The sequence below is a fragment of the Vibrio rotiferianus genome, from assembly GCF_002214395.1.
In the GTDB taxonomy this organism is placed as follows: domain Bacteria; phylum Pseudomonadota; class Gammaproteobacteria; order Enterobacterales; family Vibrionaceae; genus Vibrio; species Vibrio rotiferianus.
Window position 1 is genome coordinate 984239 of record NZ_CP018312.1, and the last position, 15888, is coordinate 1000126.

The following is a 15888-nucleotide window of genomic DNA, read 5'->3' on the forward strand; positions in this document are numbered from 1 at the left end:
ATATTGCGCAAACGTTTGCGCGAGATTTGTTTTGGTCTAAAAAAATGAGCTCGCGATAAACGCGAGCTGCTTACTAGATACCTTATTACATTCGAGCAAGAAGGATTTGCGCTTGCTCTACCATCTTTTTGCGTCCGAAGATTAGGTGGCGACGTTTACCGCCAACTTGACGCCAAAGTACTGCACTACGAATACCCGATAACAACAGCGCACGAACTTTGTGCTGGTTAGAGGTTTGTTGCAGTACCGATGGAGTACCAGTTACTTGAATACGAGGACCAATAGGGCTGACTACATCCAAGTAAATGCTTGCTAGGTTGCTGATCATTTGGTCATCTAGCAATTCAAAATGTTCCGTTTGACGCTGAGCCATTTGGATGCGATCACCAAGTTGTGACATTGCATCGTTACGACCCGATAGCTTGCGCTCTAATGCCATTAGGCTGATGATGTAGCGAGTGACTTCACTTCCCGATGGGGTGCTATCAATCCCTTTCACCAAGCATTCAAGACCCAGCTTAAGATCGGCTTCGCGACCGAAAACACCAATGGTGTTCGCTGGGCTAGTATTCAAAATGGCGTTAATTGACGTTTCAAAGGCATCTTGATCACAATGTCCGTCTCTCGCTACCTGCTGAACTAAAGCAACAGCTTGGCAGATACCTGCAAAAGCGATAGTACGGTCATAAAGTGTATTCGCCACGTAACGACTCCTAAGCTTGAGAATATTTAATGCGTTGCTCGATGATGCCGCCACCTAGGCACACGTCATCTTTATAGAACACAGCTGATTGACCTGGCGTCACAGCAATTTGTGGCTCGTCAAAGATCACTTTAATGTTTTCATCATCGATAGGGATGATTGTACAAGGAATATCTTCCTGACGGTAACGAGTTTTCACTGTGCACTTCATAACATCGCGAATTGGCTCACGATCTACCCAGTGAAGTTGTGATGCAAGTAGACCTTCTGATTTCAGCATTGGGTGGTCTTTACCTTGAACGGCAATCAAAACGTTACGTTTAAGATCTTTCTCGCCAACGAACCATGGGTCTTCGTTACCACCGCCGCCTTTACGGCCACCGATGTGTAGACCTTTACGCTGGCCTAGTGTGTGGTACATAAGGCCTTGGTGCTGACCAATCACTTCGCCCTCAGGTGTTTCAATATTACCTGGTTGAGCCGGAAGATATTTACCAAGGAACTCTGTGAACTTACGTTCTCCGATGAAACAGATACCCGTAGAGTCTTTCTTTTTCGCCGTGATTAGATCTTGTTCTTCCGCGATGCGGCGCACTTCTGGCTTCTCTAGATCACCCACAGGGAATAGGCTACGCGCAACTTGCTCGTGGCTTAGCGTGTATAGGAAGTAGCTTTGGTCTTTATTGCCATCTAGACCACGTAGCATCTGTGGCTTTTCACCGTTTTCTGGGAAAGAGCGACGCACGTAGTGACCCATTGCAATGTAATCAGCATCAAGCACTTCATCAGCGAATTCTAGGAATGCTTTGAACTTGATTTCTTTGTTACAAAGAATGTCTGGGTTTGGTGTACGGCCTGCTTTGTATTCAGCAAGGAAGTACTCAAATACATTATCCCAGTACTCAGCAGCAAAGTTGATGGTGTGTAGGTGAATGCCTAGCTTGTCACATACTGCCTGAGCATCAGCAAGATCTTCTGCTGCTGTACAATATTCTTCGTTGTCATCTTCTTCCCAGTTCTTCATGAACAGGCCTTCTACTTGGTAGCCTTGTTGCTTGAGAAGATACGCAGAAACAGATGAATCAACGCCGCCGGACATACCGACGATGACTTTCTTTTGGCTGTTATCAGACATTACTAAACACCACTTAAATAAACGGGACGCAGATTCTACCAGAATCCACAGGCCGGTGACAGATCCGAGATCGAAATCACACTTCGATTTGCTGCACTTTTCTCCAACAAAATCGCAAGTTGGTAATTTCATAAGTATAGAGATGGTATATATGGCATAGTTGGCAAAAATCCAAGAGGAAAAATCAAATGACCGAAGAAAACCAATTTATGCAAGAAGCTGAGTTGATTGAAATTGTCGAAAATCAACTCGAAGACAGCAACCCACTTAAAGTAAAAGAAACACTCATGCGCCTAATGATGACAGGCACACCACGTGAAGACGCGATTGCAATGATGGCGTGTGCGATGTCGATTGAGATTTTTGACGTGATGAAAAATGAAGGGGAGTTCAACTTAAAGCGTTATAGCGAGCACCTGGAGCAATTACCTGATCTAAGCTTTATGGAAGGTGAATAAGTAGCCTGAAAGAAAAAAATAGACTGCAAACGTTTGCTATAATTGCTTTTATTGCTGCTTTTATAACAGCGGTATAGAATCCGTTCTCCTTTTCATCCCTTATTCAGACAAACAATATGAAATTTCCTGGACAACGCAAATCGAAGCATTATTTTCCTGTTCATGCTCGCGACCCTTTAGTGAGTCAAGCACAAGAAAGCAAGAAAATGACGCGTACTCACATTATCGGTATTGATCAGACGTTGGTAGATATCGAAGCTAAAGTTACCACGGATGTAATCGAAAAATATGGTTTGAGTAAGGGACACTCGCTGGTAATTGATGATGCAACGGCAGAAGCGCTTTACCAGCAGCTAAAAGAAGACAACCTAATTACGAATGAGTATGCGGGCGGTACGATCGGTAACACGCTACATAACTACTCTGTATTGGCAGATGACCGCTCTACACTTCTAGGCGTTATGAGCCAGGATATCAAAATCGGTAGCTACGGTTACCGCTACCTATGTAATACGTCAAGCCGTATGGACTTAAACTACCTACAAGGTGTTGAAGGTGCAATCGGTCGTTGTTTTGCTCTTATTACTGAAGACGGTGAACGTACTTTCGCAATCAGCGAAGGCCAAATGAACCAACTTCACCCAGACAATATTCCTGAGAAAATCTTCAAGAGTGCATCTGCTCTGGTTCTCACAGCGTACCTAGTGCGTTGTAAAGAAGGCGACCCAATGCCTGAAGCAACCATGCGCGCGATTGAATACGCGAAGAAACACGACGTACCAGTGGTATTAACACTAGGTACTAAATTCGTTATTCAAGATGATCCTACATTCTGGCAAGAATTTATTCGCGATAACGTATCGGTTGTGGCAATGAATGAAGATGAAGCAGAGGCACTTACTGGTGAATCTGATCCATTGGCTGCGTCTGATAAAACATTAGAATGGGCTGATCTTGTATTATGTACAGCGGGCCCTGTTGGATTGTTTATGGCGGGTTATACAGAAGATGATGCTAAGCGCGAAACTTCACTTCCATTGCTTCCTGGCTCGATCGCGGAATTTAACCGCTACGAATTTAGCCGTCCAGCGAAAAAGGATGCAAGTGTAAACCCAATTAAAGTTTATTCTCATATTTCTCCTTATATGGGTGGCCCAGAGAAAATTAAAAATACCAATGGTGCTGGTGATGCTGCGTTATCTGCAGTACTTCATGATATGGCCGCAAATAAGTACCACAAAGAAAATGTGCCAAACTCCAGCAAGCATGCGCATCAGTTTTTAACGTATTCTTCGTTTTCGCAAGTATGTAAATACGCGAACCGTGCAAGCTATGAAGTGCTAGTGCAGCATTCTCCTCGTCTATCCCGTGGACTGCCTGAGCGAGAAGATAGCCTAGAAGAGGCGTACTGGGAGCGTTAACCGTTCTTCACCATGACTTTATAAGGCGCATATTTTTATGCGCCTTTTTTGTCTGAGCTTTCTGAGTTTAGTGAAGAATACAAATGTGTAAGAGATAAAAAAAGGCTCCTTAGAGGAGCCTTTTTAGTATGACTGTTGGTCGAGATTAGATTAGGAAATCATCTAGCGATTTACCGGCATCCAATTGCTCTTGAATTGCAGAAGGTGTACGGCCTTGGCCTGTCCAAGTTTTCTCTTCGCCAGTTGTATCTACATATTTGTATTTAGCTGGGCGTGGAGCGCGCTTAGACTTAGTTTTTGTTTTTGTTTCACCTGATAGTGCGCTAATTAGTGCATTAACGTCGATACCATCTTGGGCGATTTGTTCTGCAATTGCTGCTAGTTTTGCTTCTTGCTCTGCTTGTGCAGCGCGATCAGCTTCTTCAGCTTCTTTGCGTTCTTGAACTACGATAGTTAGTTTATCTAGTGCTTCTTCAAGTTGCTCTAGAGTTAGCTCACGTGAAAATGCGCGTAGGCTACGAATATTTAGAAGTGTTTTTGTCAGCTCAGACATAACTGTTCCTATTCTTTAAGTAGGGTGTTTGGTAATAATAATGCTAGTGATTAATTAAAACAAACAAAATAATAGAAATATTAAACTTTAATATTTAACGCCATCTTTCCGTGGTTGGCAAACAATAAATAAATTTTTCTATAAAAGTTCAATATTGGAGCGTACTGTTTAATATAAGTTCAAACTTATTTGGCCTAGTAAGCATTATTGGCTTTAATACTCAGCGGGAATCACTCTAATCATAAAGTTGTTAATCTATTCTTTAGGTGAAAGGCCGCTGTATGACCGATAGAATTTAAATATGCGATATGAGACTTACTCTTATTTGGGGAATTGCTCCTTTTCGAATGTTATGAGCTTAAATGCACAGTGCTAAAGGTAGAGTGTTTACGTCAACTTCTATTTATTTAATTAATGTGATTGCAGTTGCGTAATCCATGTTTCAGTTACATTTCATTTATAAATCATTGTGACGATTATTTATCGATTTAATTTAGTTTGATGTGTTGCATTGGTGGTCCTCATGAGTACAATGGCAAATACCTGATGCAATATTGCAGACAATATGTTGTTAATTTGTACAATTAATGGTTAATTGTTTGTTGTTGCCGTAGAGGCGCAGTCTCGAAGAGTAGCTATTATTGGGGTGATGCCAATGAATAATAGTGGAAGGCGAAGATTGCCGAAGTAAGTGGCCTATCGAAACCACTTGCTGGGGTTGTATCCGAAAGGAGCAACACTGCCATAGTATATAAACATTAAACTATGGAGCGCTACTGTAGGGTTGGGTGGAGTGTTCGCTTCCCTGTCGCTAAGTTCAACATGAGCACGTACCGTATGCTACGTGACTTGTCTGCAGTAGATCTCTAGCCAAACTTTGGTTTTTGAAGATCATGAATTTAATAGATTTTGCACATTCTCCTGTTTCGTTATTACCGCCTATTGTCGCACTGACGCTGGCGATTCTAACTCGACGTGTTTTAGTTTCTCTTGGTGTTGGTATCGTACTGGGTGCGGTGCTACTTAACGATTGGTCTATCGGTAACACGGTAGGTTATGTTAGCTCTCAAGTTTCTTCTGTCTTTATTGAAGACGGTGGTATTAATACTTGGAACATGAGCATTGTTGGCTTCCTAATCCTTTTAGGTATGACAACAGCACTGTTAACACTTTCTGGTGGTACGCGCGCTTTTGCGGAATGGGCGCAAACACGAGTAAAAAGTAAACGCGGCTCTAAACTTCTTGCAGCCTTCCTTGGCGTATTCATTTTTGTCGACGATTACTTTAATAGTCTTGCTGTTGGTGCGATCTCTCGCCCAGTGACCGACCGTTTCTACGTCTCTCGCGCCAAGCTTGCGTACATCCTTGACTCAACCGCTGCACCAATGTGTGTGATCATGCCAGCTTCTAGCTGGGGTGCGTACATTATTACGATTATCGGTGGTATCTTGGTGTCACACGGTATCACGGAGTACTCAGCGCTTGGTGCTTATGTACGCCTTATCCCAATGAACTTCTACGCTGTCTTTGCGCTACTAATGGTATTTGCAGTTGCGTGGTTTGGTCTTGATATTGGCAAGATGCGTGACCATGAAATCGCAGCATCTCAAGGCCGTGGTTTTGACAAAGATAAAGAAAACGATACTCAAGAAGCTCACGAGCTTAACGAAGAGCTAGATATTCGTGAAAGCGAGAAGGGCAAAGTTTCTGACCTAGTGCTTCCAATCGTAACGCTTATCGTTGCTACTATAGCATCTATGCTTTACACCGGTGGTCAAGCACTAGCTGCGGACGGTAAAGAGTTTGCTCTTCTAGGTGCGTTTGAGAACACCGATGTTGGTATGTCTTTAATCTACGGTAGCTTGCTTGGCCTGGCTGTAGCACTGTTTACTGTGTTTAAACAAGGCATTCCAATGGTAGAGATTGGTCGCACACTTTGGATTGGTGCTAAATCGATGTTTGGTGCGATCCTAATTCTTGTCTTCGCATGGACTATCGGCTCTGTTATCGGTGACATGAAGACGGGTTCTTACCTATCGACAATGGCGCAAGGTAACATTAACCCTCATTGGCTGCCGGTTATCCTATTCTTGCTTTCTGGTCTAATGGCATTCTCAACAGGCACCTCATGGGGTACGTTCGGGATCATGCTTCCAATCGCGGGTGATATGGCTGGTGCAACAGACGTAGCACTAATGCTACCAATGTTAAGTGCTGTTCTGGCTGGTGCTGTATTCGGTGACCACTGTTCACCTATCTCAGATACCACAATTCTGTCATCGACTGGCGCACGTTGTAACCACATTGATCACGTATCAACGCAGTTGCCTTATGCGCTTTCGGTAGCACTTGTTTCATGTGTGGGCTTTATTGTTCTGGGTATGACAGCGTCTATTGCGTTCTCGTTTATTGCAGCATCAATTACGTTTGTGATTGTATGTGCAGTACTATCTTGGATCTCTAAGTCTAAAATGGCGTCATGCCAAAACGCTTAGCGCATTGAATGTAGCTTATTAAAAGAGGAAGCTCCGCCGAGGTCAGGCGGAGCTTTTTTTTAACGCGATATATAGGTGAGGGGGGCTATCGCGTTTTTGGGGTAACAGTTAGAGAAAAGTAGTGCTGTAAAATACACCTCAACTTACTTAAACAATATTGGTTATTAAGCAAGGGCTATGCCGGATTTAAGTCTATGATTTTATTATAGCTAGAATGGCAGTTATCTTGGCTTTTTGCTAAGTAACTGAAAGTGTGGATTACGTGTGTTACACAGTGTTACGTTACACTTTATACGTGTAAGTTATATTTCTTGATGAGACGATATAAGGTGGTTCTGGAAATACCAAGTTGCCTTGCAGCAGCGCTCATATTATGTTTGTTATCTTCAATAGCTTGAAGCAGGAACTCTAAGTCAATTTGTTCGCTATTAGGCAGGATTTCTCTATCTTTGCTATTTAATCCCAGATCAGCTTCTAAGATTGTGCCATCTTCACTCATTACAATAGCTCGCTGAATGACATTTCTCAGTTCGCGTACATTACCTGGCCATGAATGCGCCATTAATTTATCTTCAGCTTTTTTTGATATCTCGAATTCTTCTCCATTTTGCAGCTGATTTAAAAAATGCTGTGCTAATAACAAAATGTCATGACCACGACGTCTGACTGGCGGGACGGAGAGCGTAAGGATGTTTAGACGATAAAAGAGATCCTCTCGAAAGTTCCCCCTTACCACTTCACTTTTTAAATCCACGTGGCTAGCAGCGATAATACGACAATCAACGTTTAAGCATTTGTCCCCACCTAACTTTTGAATTTGCTTACTTTCCAAAAAGTGCAATAAATGTATTTGCGAATCAGGTGGCATATCGCCTATTTCGTCTAGAAAAAGCGTTCCCTTATTTGCTCTTTCGACAAATCCAGTGCGATCATGGATTGCGCCAGTGAAGGCGCCTTTCGTGTGTCCGAACAGCTCCGAAGCTACAAGACCTGAAGGTATAGCCCCGCAGTTGACCGAGACAAAAGGGTGTTCGTGTCGTGACGAAAGTTCGTGAATTATGTGCGCACAGAGTCCTTTACCGACGCCTGTCTCACCGTGAATCAGCACCTCAGCATCGCTTTTGGCGTATTTAGCGATGTTGGTGCGTAACTCGTTAATGCATGAGCTTTCTCCGATCAAAAACTGAAGTTGTGGATGCTGGTCAGCAGTGGTCTGCTTAACTCCCACTTTGCGAATTTTCATTAATATTATTTCTTCCGATGCCCCATAAGAAGGATAGTCAGGATTAACTGTCTCAGGGATGATTCGCGCTCTCAAATGTGAGAATGACATGTGGTTCTCTGTGTTCAACCTAACAGACTGACTTTTTGCGAAACGGGTTTACATGGTTTCACCAAGCTAAACATCTACAACACAATTTGATGTGAGGTTAAGATTGATCTAACTTTAATTTGTTTAAAAACAATTGGTTATGTGGTGTTTTGCTAAAAGTTTAATTTTTGTGTTGAAAAACATCAGAAGCTTAGTTAGTGTGGTTGTTAACGAAGCAATTCAATCGAGTTTAAATAAGTATGCGTAATTTTGTAATGAACATTCATCACCATCATCACCCAGCCTAGTCTTTCGGGAGATGTACGCATACCCGGGAGATAGGAAACTCCCGGAGGTGAAAATCAAAGTGAAAACAGATTTCAAACCCTCGGGAGACCAACATCTCTCGAGGGTTTTTTAGTTTTACTGGTTTATAAAATATTCAAATTACCAAATTTTGCACAGGGATAAAGCAATGCAAACACAACGCTTAAGAATCGCAATTCAGAAAAAAGGCCGCCTAAGCAAAGAGAGCCAAGCTCTACTGAAAAAGTGTGGCGTGAAATTCAACGTAATGGGTGAGCGTCTAGTGGTTCACTCAGAGAACATGCCAATTGATTTGCTTTTGGTTCGTGATGACGACATCCCTGGTCTGATTATGGATGGCGTAGTAGACCTTGGCTTTATCGGTGAAAACGAATTAGAAGAAGTTCGTTTAGATCGTAAAGCGTTGGGTGAACCGTATGAATTTGTTCAACTTCGTCGTCTTGATTTCGGTGGCTGCCGTTTATCTATCGCAATCGACAAAGACGAAGAGTACAACGGCCCTCAAGACCTCGCTGGCAAACGTATCGCTACGACATACCCACAACTGCTAAAAGCTTACATGGATGAAGCGGGTGTTCCTTTCTCTGCATGTATGCTGACAGGCTCTGTAGAAGTTGCCCCACGCGCGGGTCTTGCTGATGCCATCGCTGACTTGGTTTCTACAGGTGCAACGCTAGAGGCGAACGGTCTTAAAGAAGCTGAAATTATCTTCAAATCAAAAGCAACGCTCATCCAACGTACTGGTGAGTTCGACGCAGACAAAGTGGCGCTAATCGAAAAGCTCTTGACTCGTATGCAAGGCGTACAGCAAGCGAAAGAGTCTAAGTACATCATGCTACATGCGCCAGCTGAGAAGCTAGACCAAATCAAAGCACTGCTTCCAGGCGCTGAAGACCCAACGGTATTGCCTCTATCTGCTGACAAGCAAAAAGTTGCGGTTCACTTGGTAAGTACTGAAAACCTGTTCTGGGAAACCATGGAACAGCTAAAAGAACTGGGTGCGAGCTCAATTCTAGTACTACCAATTGAAAAAATGATGGAGTAATCGCAATGAGAACAGTCGTATGGCAATCGCTAAGTGAAACGCAGCAAGACTCAATCCTAGAACGTCCTGCAATTACAGAAGGTGCGAACATCACTGCCGCGGTTTCTGAAGTAATCGCAAAAGTTCGCAAAGAAGGTGATGCTGCATTATTGGAGCTGACTGAGAAGTTTGACCGAGTGCAGCCGGAATCCATCCGTGTTTCCGCTCAAGAAATCGATGAAGCGTCAGCGCGTCTTTCTGAAAAGATGAAAAGCGCATTAGAGCAAGCGTATGAAAACATCACTAAGTTTCACAAAGCACAAAAGCCACAGCCAATCAAAGTAGAAACTCAACCGGGTGTACTTTGTGAGCAGGTAACGCGCCCAATTCAAAAAGTAGGTTTGTACATTCCCGGTGGCAGTGCGCCATTGCCATCGACTGTTTTGATGCTTGGGGTTCCTGCAAAAATTGCAGGCTGTCGTAAAGTGGTGCTTTGTTCACCACCACCAATTGCTGACGAGATTCTTTATGTAGCAAAACTGTGTGGCATTGATGAAGTGTACAACGTTGGCGGTGGTCAAGCCGTCGCTGCGATGGCTTACGGTACAGAGACTGTATCCAAAGTCGATAAGATCTTTGGCCCGGGCAACGCCTATGTGACAGAAGCAAAACGTCAGGTAAGTAATGATTTCCGTGGCGCAGCGATTGATATGCCAGCAGGCCCATCAGAAGTGTTAGTGATTGCCGATGAAACCGCAGACCCAGACTTCATTGCTGCAGATCTTCTAAGCCAAGCGGAGCACGGCCCTGACTCTCAAGTGGTACTTGTGACACCTTCACCTGTGATTGCGGATCAAGTGACGGATGCGGTTCAACGTCAGCTTAAGGAGCTATCTCGTGCGGATATCGCTGAACAAGCATTGGCTTCAAGCTTGATCATCATTGCCGAGTCTCTGACTCAATCGGTTTCAATCTCAAATTACTACGGTCCTGAGCACTTAATTGTTCAGACTAAGAACCCACGCGAGCTTCTGCCTCTATTAGACAACGCAGGCTCTATTTTCCTTGGTGATTGGTCGCCTGAATCAGCAGGTGATTACGCATCTGGTACTAACCACGTTCTTCCTACTTACGGTTACACACGTACTTATTCAAGCTTAGGCTTGGCGGACTTCTCTAAGCGTATGACGATTCAAGAGCTGTCTGCTGATGGTCTAAAGAACCTTGCCCCTACAGTAGTCACAATGGCTGAAGCGGAAGGCTTGGATGCACACAAACGTGCAGTGACTATCCGCGTAGAAAAATTGGCAGCGAAGTAAGAGGACAATGAGATGGAAAAGCTAGCGCGTAAACAAGTCCAACAACTTACCCCTTATTTATCGGCTCGCCGAATTGGTGGTACCGGTGACGTGTGGCTAAATGCCAACGAATCACCATTTAACAATGAATACAAAACAGACTTTGCTCGTCTTAATCGTTACAGCGAATGCCAACCGAAAGAACTGATTTCTGCTTACGCAGCGTATGCGGGTGTGAAACCAGAACAAACGCTGACTTCTCGCGGTGCAGATGAAGGCATTGAACTACTGATTCGTGCTTTCTGTGAGCCGGGTGAAGATGCGATTCTTTACTGTCCACCAACTTACGGTATGTATGCCATCAGCGCAGAAACCATTGGTGTCGAGCGAAAAACCGTGCCACTAACGTCAGATTGGCAACTAGACCTTGCAGGTATCGAAGCTAATCTAGATAACGTGAAACTGGTTTTTGTATGTTCGCCAAACAACCCAACGGGTAACTTAGTTAAGCGTGAAGATATTGTCTCTCTGCTTGAGATGACAAAAGACCGTGCAATCGTGGTGATGGATGAAGCGTACATTGATTTTTGCCCTGAAGCATCAACGGTAGATTTACTGGCGCAATACCCGAATCTCGCAATTCTGCGCACTCTGTCGAAAGCTTTTGCGCTTGCAGGTCTGCGTTGTGGATTTACGCTTGCGAACGAAGAGCTGATTAATGTACTTCTTAAAGTTATCGCACCATATCCAGTACCGGTGCCAGTAGCAGAAATTGCCACTCAAGCGCTTTCTGAAGCAGGCCTAGCGCGAGCGAAGTTCCAAGTTCTCGATCTGAATGCAAACCGTGCCTACTTGCAAGTTGGTCTTTCAATGATTCCGGGTTTGGAAGTGTTTGAAGGGTGGGGGAACTACCTATTGGTGAAATTCCCAGATGGTGATGGGCTTTTCAAAGCCGCTTGGGAGACGGGAATTATTTTACGCAACTCGCCAATTGAGAACTGCGTACGTATCAGTGTGGGTAACCGTGACGAGTGCGAAAAAACACTTGGATTTATTAGAAACTACTACTCATAAGTAGAGAAAAAATTTATCGCTCTTGCTCAATAGCGGGAGCGCCAAAAGAATAGCAATAAGGAAGTTCGAGTGAGCAAACAACAAAAAATCCTATTTATCGACCGTGATGGCACCTTAATTGTTGAGCCGCCAGTTGATTTTCAAGTAGACCGTTTAGATAAGCTAAAACTAGAGCCGTTTGTTATCCCAAGCCTGTTGTCGTTGCAGGATGCAGGATACCGCCTAGTGATGGTAACTAACCAAGATGGTTTGGGTACCGACAGCTACCCACAAGCAGACTTTGATGCTCCACACAACATGATGATGGAGATCTTTGAATCTCAAGGTGTAAAGTTTGATGACGTGCTGATTTGTCCGCACTTCGATGAAGATAACTGCTCTTGCCGTAAGCCTAAATTAGGCTTGGTAAAAGAGTATCTTCAAGGTGGCAAAGTTGATTTCCAAAACTCTGTTGTGATTGGCGATCGTCAAACTGATCTTCAGCTTGCAGAAAACATGGCAATTCGTGGCATTCAATACAACTCAGAAACCATGGGTTGGAAACAGATCCTAAAAGATCTAACGGTGAAGGCACGTGTTGCTGAAGTCATTCGTACTACGAAAGAAACAGACATCAAAGTATTCGTTAATCTTGATGAGCAAGGCGGCAATGACATCTCTACAGGTCTTGGTTTCTTCGACCACATGCTGGATCAAATCGCGACGCACGGCGGATTCCAGATGGTGTGTAAAGTAGAAGGTGACCTGCACATTGATGATCACCACACGGTAGAAGATACCGCTCTTGCTTTGGGTCAGGCGTTGAAAGAAGCACTGGGTGACAAACGTGGTATTGGTCGCTTTGGTTTCAGCCTACCAATGGATGAGTGCTTGGCACAATGTGCGCTGGACCTATCTGGTCGTCCTTACCTTAAGTTCGACGCGCAATTCAGCCGTGAGCAAGTGGGTGATCTTTCAACAGAGATGGTAGTTCACTTCTTCCGCTCTCTGACTGACACATTAGCATGTACGTTGCACCTTTCTTCTGCGGGCAACAATGATCACCACATCATTGAAAGTCTATTTAAAGCGTTTGGTCGCACTCTGCGCCAAGCAATCAAAGTAGAAGGCACTGAGCTACCGAGTAGTAAAGGCGTACTTTAAGGCTAACGTTAGCAAGGAGAAAAACAGTGACAGAACAGAAAGTTGTCATTATCGATACTGGCTGTGCCAACGTCTCTTCGGTGAAGTTTGCTATTGAACGCCTAGGTTATGACGTAACGATTTCAAAAGATCCACAAGTTGTATTGGCGGCTGACAAGCTATTCCTACCGGGCGTGGGAACCGCCAGTGAAGCGATGAAAAACCTAGAAGAGCGTGACCTAATCAGCTTGGTAAAACAGGTAGAGAAGCCGCTACTAGGTATCTGTTTAGGCATGCAACTGTTGGGCAAAGTGTCTCAAGAAAAAGGCCAGAAAGCCGACGAGTTAGTCGAGTGTCTTGGCCTTTGTGACGGTGAAGTGAAGTTGCTACAGACTGGCGACTTACCGCTGCCGCATATGGGCTGGAACACTGTGTCTGCAAAAGCAGGTAACCCACTGTTCAAAGGTATTGAAGAAGGTGAGTACTTCTACTTCGTGCACAGCTTTGCAATGCCAGTTGGGGACTACACAATTGCTGAATGTGAATACGGCAACCCGTTCACAGCCGCAGTACAAAGTGGCAACTACTACGGTGTGCAGTTCCACCCTGAGCGTTCTTCAAAAGCGGGCGCGAAGCTTATTCAAAACTTCTTAGAATTATAAAAGGGATTTAGTGTGATTATTCCAGCTCTTGATTTAATTGAAGGACAGGTGGTTCGCCTTTATCAAGGTGATTACGGCCAAGTAACCGAGTACAAAGTCGACCCAGCAGAGCAGTTCAACTTGTACCACCAAGCTGGTGCAAACTGGCTACACTTAGTGGATTTGACTGGCGCGAAAGACACAACAGCGCGTCAGCTTGATTTGATTGCAAAGCTACTAGCAAGCACGCCAGCGAACATCCAAATCGGTGGTGGTGTGCGTACAGAGCAAGACGTGATTGATCTGTTAGAAGCCGGTGCGCAGCGTGTTGTAGTCGGTTCTACAGCAGTAAAACAACCAGAGCTTGTGAAAGGTTGGATGGAAAAATACGGCGCAGAGAAAATCGTTCTCGCGCTAGATATCAACATCGACCAAGACGGCACGCGTAAGGTAGCGATCTCTGGTTGGCAAGAAGATTCAGGCGTGACCATCGAAGCTTTGATCAACGATTATCTGACGGTAGGTCTACAGCATGTGCTTTGCACGGACATTTCTCGTGACGGTACGCTAGAAGGCTCAAACGTTGAGCTTTACGTCGACTTATGTAAACAGTACCCACAAGTGCAGTTCCAATCTTCAGGCGGCATCGGTTCATTAGCGGATATCGATGCACTAAAAGGCAGCGGTGTTGCAGGCGTGATTGTTGGTCGTGCATTGTTAGATGGTAAGTTCACAGCAGAGGAGGCGTTTGCATGTTGGCAAAGCGAATAATTCCATGTCTTGATGTTCGTGATGGACAAGTGGTAAAGGGCGTCCAGTTCCGTAACCACGAAATCATTGGCGACATCGTCCCTCTGGCGCAACGTTATGCAGAAGAAGGGGCTGACGAGCTTGTGTTCTATGATATTACCGCTTCTAGTGATGGTCGTGTCGTCGATAAAAGTTGGGTCGCTCGCGTTGCTGAAGTGATTGATATTCCTTTCTGTGTCGCTGGTGGTATTAAATCAGCAGAAGACGCAGCACGCATTCTTGAATTTGGCGCAGACAAGGTGTCTATCAACTCACCTGCACTGGCGAACCCTCAGTTGATTACTGACCTTGCTGATAAGTTTGGTGTGCAATGTATCGTTGTAGGTATCGATTCATACTACGACAAAGAGACGGGCAAGTATCAGGTTTACCAGTTTACTGGTGATGAAGAACGCACCAAAGCGACCCAATGGGAAACGCGTGATTGGGTGCAAGAAGTACAAAAACGCGGCGCTGGTGAAATCGTGTTGAACATGATGAACCAAGACGGTGTGCGTAACGGCTACGACATTGAACAACTGAATATGGTGCGTGAAGTATGTAATGTACCGCTGATTGCATCGGGTGGCGCGGGTGCTATGGAGCACTTCGCAGAAGCCTACCAAAAAGCCAATGTGGATGGAGCGCTTGCTGCATCGGTATTCCACAAACAAGTCATCAACATTGGTGAACTAAAGCAGTATTTGAAACAACAAGGCATTGAGGTACGACTATGAGTGTAAAAGCCGCCGAAGTAAGTTCGCTAGCTGAGCGAATCAACTGGGAAAAGGTGGATGGTCTGGTACCTGCCATCGTACAAGATTTTCAATCAAGCCAAGTGCTGATGATGGGTTACATGAACCAAGATGCGTTGGCAAAAACGGGCGAAACGGGTCAAGTGACGTTTTTCTCTCGTACCAAGCAGCGTCTTTGGACGAAAGGTGAAACCTCTGGCAACGTATTGCAACTAGTGAACATGCAGCTAGATTGCGACAACGATACGCTACTGGTTAAGGTGAATCCCATTGGTCCTACGTGTCACTTGGGTAATACAACTTGCTGGGATGTGGACCCTCAAGAGGAGTCACAAATGGTGTGGCTTCATCAACTTGAGCAGCTATTGGCTGCCCGCAAGAGTGCCGACCCAGATTCCTCTTATACTGCCAGTCTTTATGCCCGTGGCACCAAGCGTATTTCGCAAAAAGTGGGCGAAGAAGGCGTTGAAGTCGCGCTTGCGGCGACGTCGGGCGATAAGGCGGAGTTAGTGTGTGAATCAGCAGACTTGATTTACCACTTGCTGGTATTGCTTCAAGACCAAGGCTTATCGATGAATGACGTAGTGAACAAACTGAAAGAGCGCCATAAATAAGCCTGCTATAGATAAATGAAAGCCCCTATGCTCTCGAGCCTAGGGGCTTTTTTAATTTAGTGTTCTTGGTTCGGGGTAAACCCCGGCAACAGTGCTAGTGGCGATTGGATTCTGAATCACGCTCGTCCCTCGCTGTTCAGAATGACGGTATATTTTCTAATGGTGCT

15 protein-coding genes, 1 riboswitch and 1 other annotated feature are annotated in these 15888 nt (G+C 44.7%); of the genes, 11 read left to right on the plus strand and 4 right to left on the minus strand.

What is annotated here, in order from left to right; all coding sequences use genetic code 11:
• Positions 1 to 85: 85 nt before the first annotated feature.
• Together hflD and mnmA are read right to left on the minus strand one after the other, a co-directional pair.
• Entirely contained in the window at positions 86 to 703 is a 618-nt protein-coding gene (hflD, locus tag BSZ04_RS13645) for a high frequency lysogenization protein HflD (RefSeq protein WP_005427511.1), read from the minus strand.
• A 10-nt stretch (positions 704 to 713) separates the two neighbouring features.
• Complete coding sequence (gene mnmA / locus BSZ04_RS13650; protein ID WP_088880575.1) at positions 714 to 1838, minus strand: tRNA 2-thiouridine(34) synthase MnmA; 1125 nt, start codon at positions 1836 to 1838, stop codon at positions 714 to 716.
• A gap of 188 nt (positions 1839 to 2026) precedes the next feature.
• Here mnmA and BSZ04_RS13655 point away from each other — a divergent pair, with 188 nt between their 5' ends.
• Both BSZ04_RS13655 and BSZ04_RS13660 read left to right on the plus strand, forming a co-directional pair.
• Positions 2027 to 2296: a hypothetical protein gene (locus BSZ04_RS13655; RefSeq protein ID WP_010449173.1), complete on the plus strand. Its 270-nt coding sequence runs from the start codon at positions 2027 to 2029 to the stop codon at positions 2294 to 2296.
• Positions 2297 to 2412: 116 nt separating this feature from the next.
• Positions 2413 to 3717, plus strand: a complete 1305-nt coding sequence (locus BSZ04_RS13660; RefSeq protein WP_010449171.1) for an inosine/guanosine kinase — start codon at positions 2413 to 2415, stop codon at positions 3715 to 3717.
• Between the two features lie 145 nt (positions 3718 to 3862).
• On the opposite strand, the gene BSZ04_RS13665 is transcribed toward BSZ04_RS13660, so the two are convergent.
• Positions 3863 to 4270, minus strand: coding sequence for an H-NS family histone-like protein (locus BSZ04_RS13665; RefSeq protein WP_010449168.1), 408 nt, complete (start codon positions 4268 to 4270; stop codon positions 3863 to 3865).
• 603 nt (positions 4271 to 4873) lie between these two features.
• A riboswitch (Lysine riboswitch) is annotated at positions 4874 to 5054 on the plus strand.
• A gap of 109 nt (positions 5055 to 5163) precedes the next feature.
• Here BSZ04_RS13665 and tet(35) point away from each other — a divergent pair.
• Positions 5164 to 6765 carry a tetracycline efflux Na+/H+ antiporter family transporter Tet(35) gene (tet(35), locus tag BSZ04_RS13670; RefSeq protein ID WP_088880576.1) on the plus strand — a complete coding sequence of 534 codons (1602 nt, stop codon included), beginning with the start codon at positions 5164 to 5166 and terminating at the stop codon, positions 6763 to 6765.
• Between the two features lie 289 nt (positions 6766 to 7054).
• Here the strand turns inward: tet(35) and BSZ04_RS13675 are convergent, their stop codons facing one another.
• Positions 7055 to 8008: a sigma-54 interaction domain-containing protein gene (locus tag BSZ04_RS13675; protein WP_088881601.1), complete on the minus strand. Its 954-nt coding sequence runs from the start codon at positions 8006 to 8008 to the stop codon at positions 7055 to 7057.
• 352 nt (positions 8009 to 8360) lie between these two features.
• Positions 8361 to 8499: a sequence feature (His leader region), on the plus strand.
• Positions 8500 to 8552: 53 nt separating this feature from the next.
• On the opposite strand from BSZ04_RS13675, the gene hisG reads away from it, so the two are divergent.
• The 8 genes from hisG (at position 8553) to hisIE (ending at position 15721) form a co-directional block, all read left to right on the plus strand.
• Positions 8553 to 9449 (plus strand): ATP phosphoribosyltransferase, encoded by an 897-nt coding sequence (gene hisG, locus BSZ04_RS13680; RefSeq protein ID WP_010449163.1) that lies wholly within the window; start codon positions 8553 to 8555, stop codon positions 9447 to 9449.
• A 5-nt stretch (positions 9450 to 9454) separates the two neighbouring features.
• On the plus strand, positions 9455 to 10747 hold the full coding sequence (gene hisD / locus BSZ04_RS13685; RefSeq protein WP_088880577.1) for a histidinol dehydrogenase: 1293 nt from the start codon (positions 9455 to 9457) through the stop codon (positions 10745 to 10747).
• Positions 10748 to 10759: 12 nt separating this feature from the next.
• Entirely contained in the window at positions 10760 to 11800 is a 1041-nt protein-coding gene (hisC, locus tag BSZ04_RS13690) for a histidinol-phosphate transaminase (RefSeq protein ID WP_088880578.1), read from the plus strand.
• Between the two features lie 69 nt (positions 11801 to 11869).
• Positions 11870 to 12943 carry a bifunctional histidinol-phosphatase/imidazoleglycerol-phosphate dehydratase HisB gene (gene hisB, locus BSZ04_RS13695; protein ID WP_088880579.1) on the plus strand — a complete coding sequence of 358 codons (1074 nt, stop codon included), beginning with the start codon at positions 11870 to 11872 and terminating at the stop codon, positions 12941 to 12943.
• 26 nt (positions 12944 to 12969) lie between these two features.
• A complete protein-coding gene (hisH, locus tag BSZ04_RS13700; protein ID WP_005450758.1) occupies positions 12970 to 13584 on the plus strand; it encodes an imidazole glycerol phosphate synthase subunit HisH in 615 nt (204 codons plus the stop codon).
• A 12-nt stretch (positions 13585 to 13596) separates the two neighbouring features.
• Complete coding sequence (hisA, locus tag BSZ04_RS13705) at positions 13597 to 14334, plus strand: 1-(5-phosphoribosyl)-5-[(5-phosphoribosylamino)methylideneamino]imidazole-4-carboxamide isomerase (protein WP_021453298.1); 738 nt, start codon at positions 13597 to 13599, stop codon at positions 14332 to 14334.
• Positions 14316 to 15089, plus strand: a complete 774-nt coding sequence (hisF, locus tag BSZ04_RS13710; protein ID WP_004749837.1) for an imidazole glycerol phosphate synthase subunit HisF — start codon at positions 14316 to 14318, stop codon at positions 15087 to 15089. Before hisA ends, hisF begins: the two co-directional genes overlap by 19 nt.
• Complete coding sequence (hisIE, locus tag BSZ04_RS13715) at positions 15086 to 15721, plus strand: bifunctional phosphoribosyl-AMP cyclohydrolase/phosphoribosyl-ATP diphosphatase HisIE (protein WP_005389826.1); 636 nt, start codon at positions 15086 to 15088, stop codon at positions 15719 to 15721. The genes hisF and hisIE overlap by 4 nt, the downstream gene beginning before the upstream one ends.
• Positions 15722 to 15888: the final 167 nt, after the last annotated feature.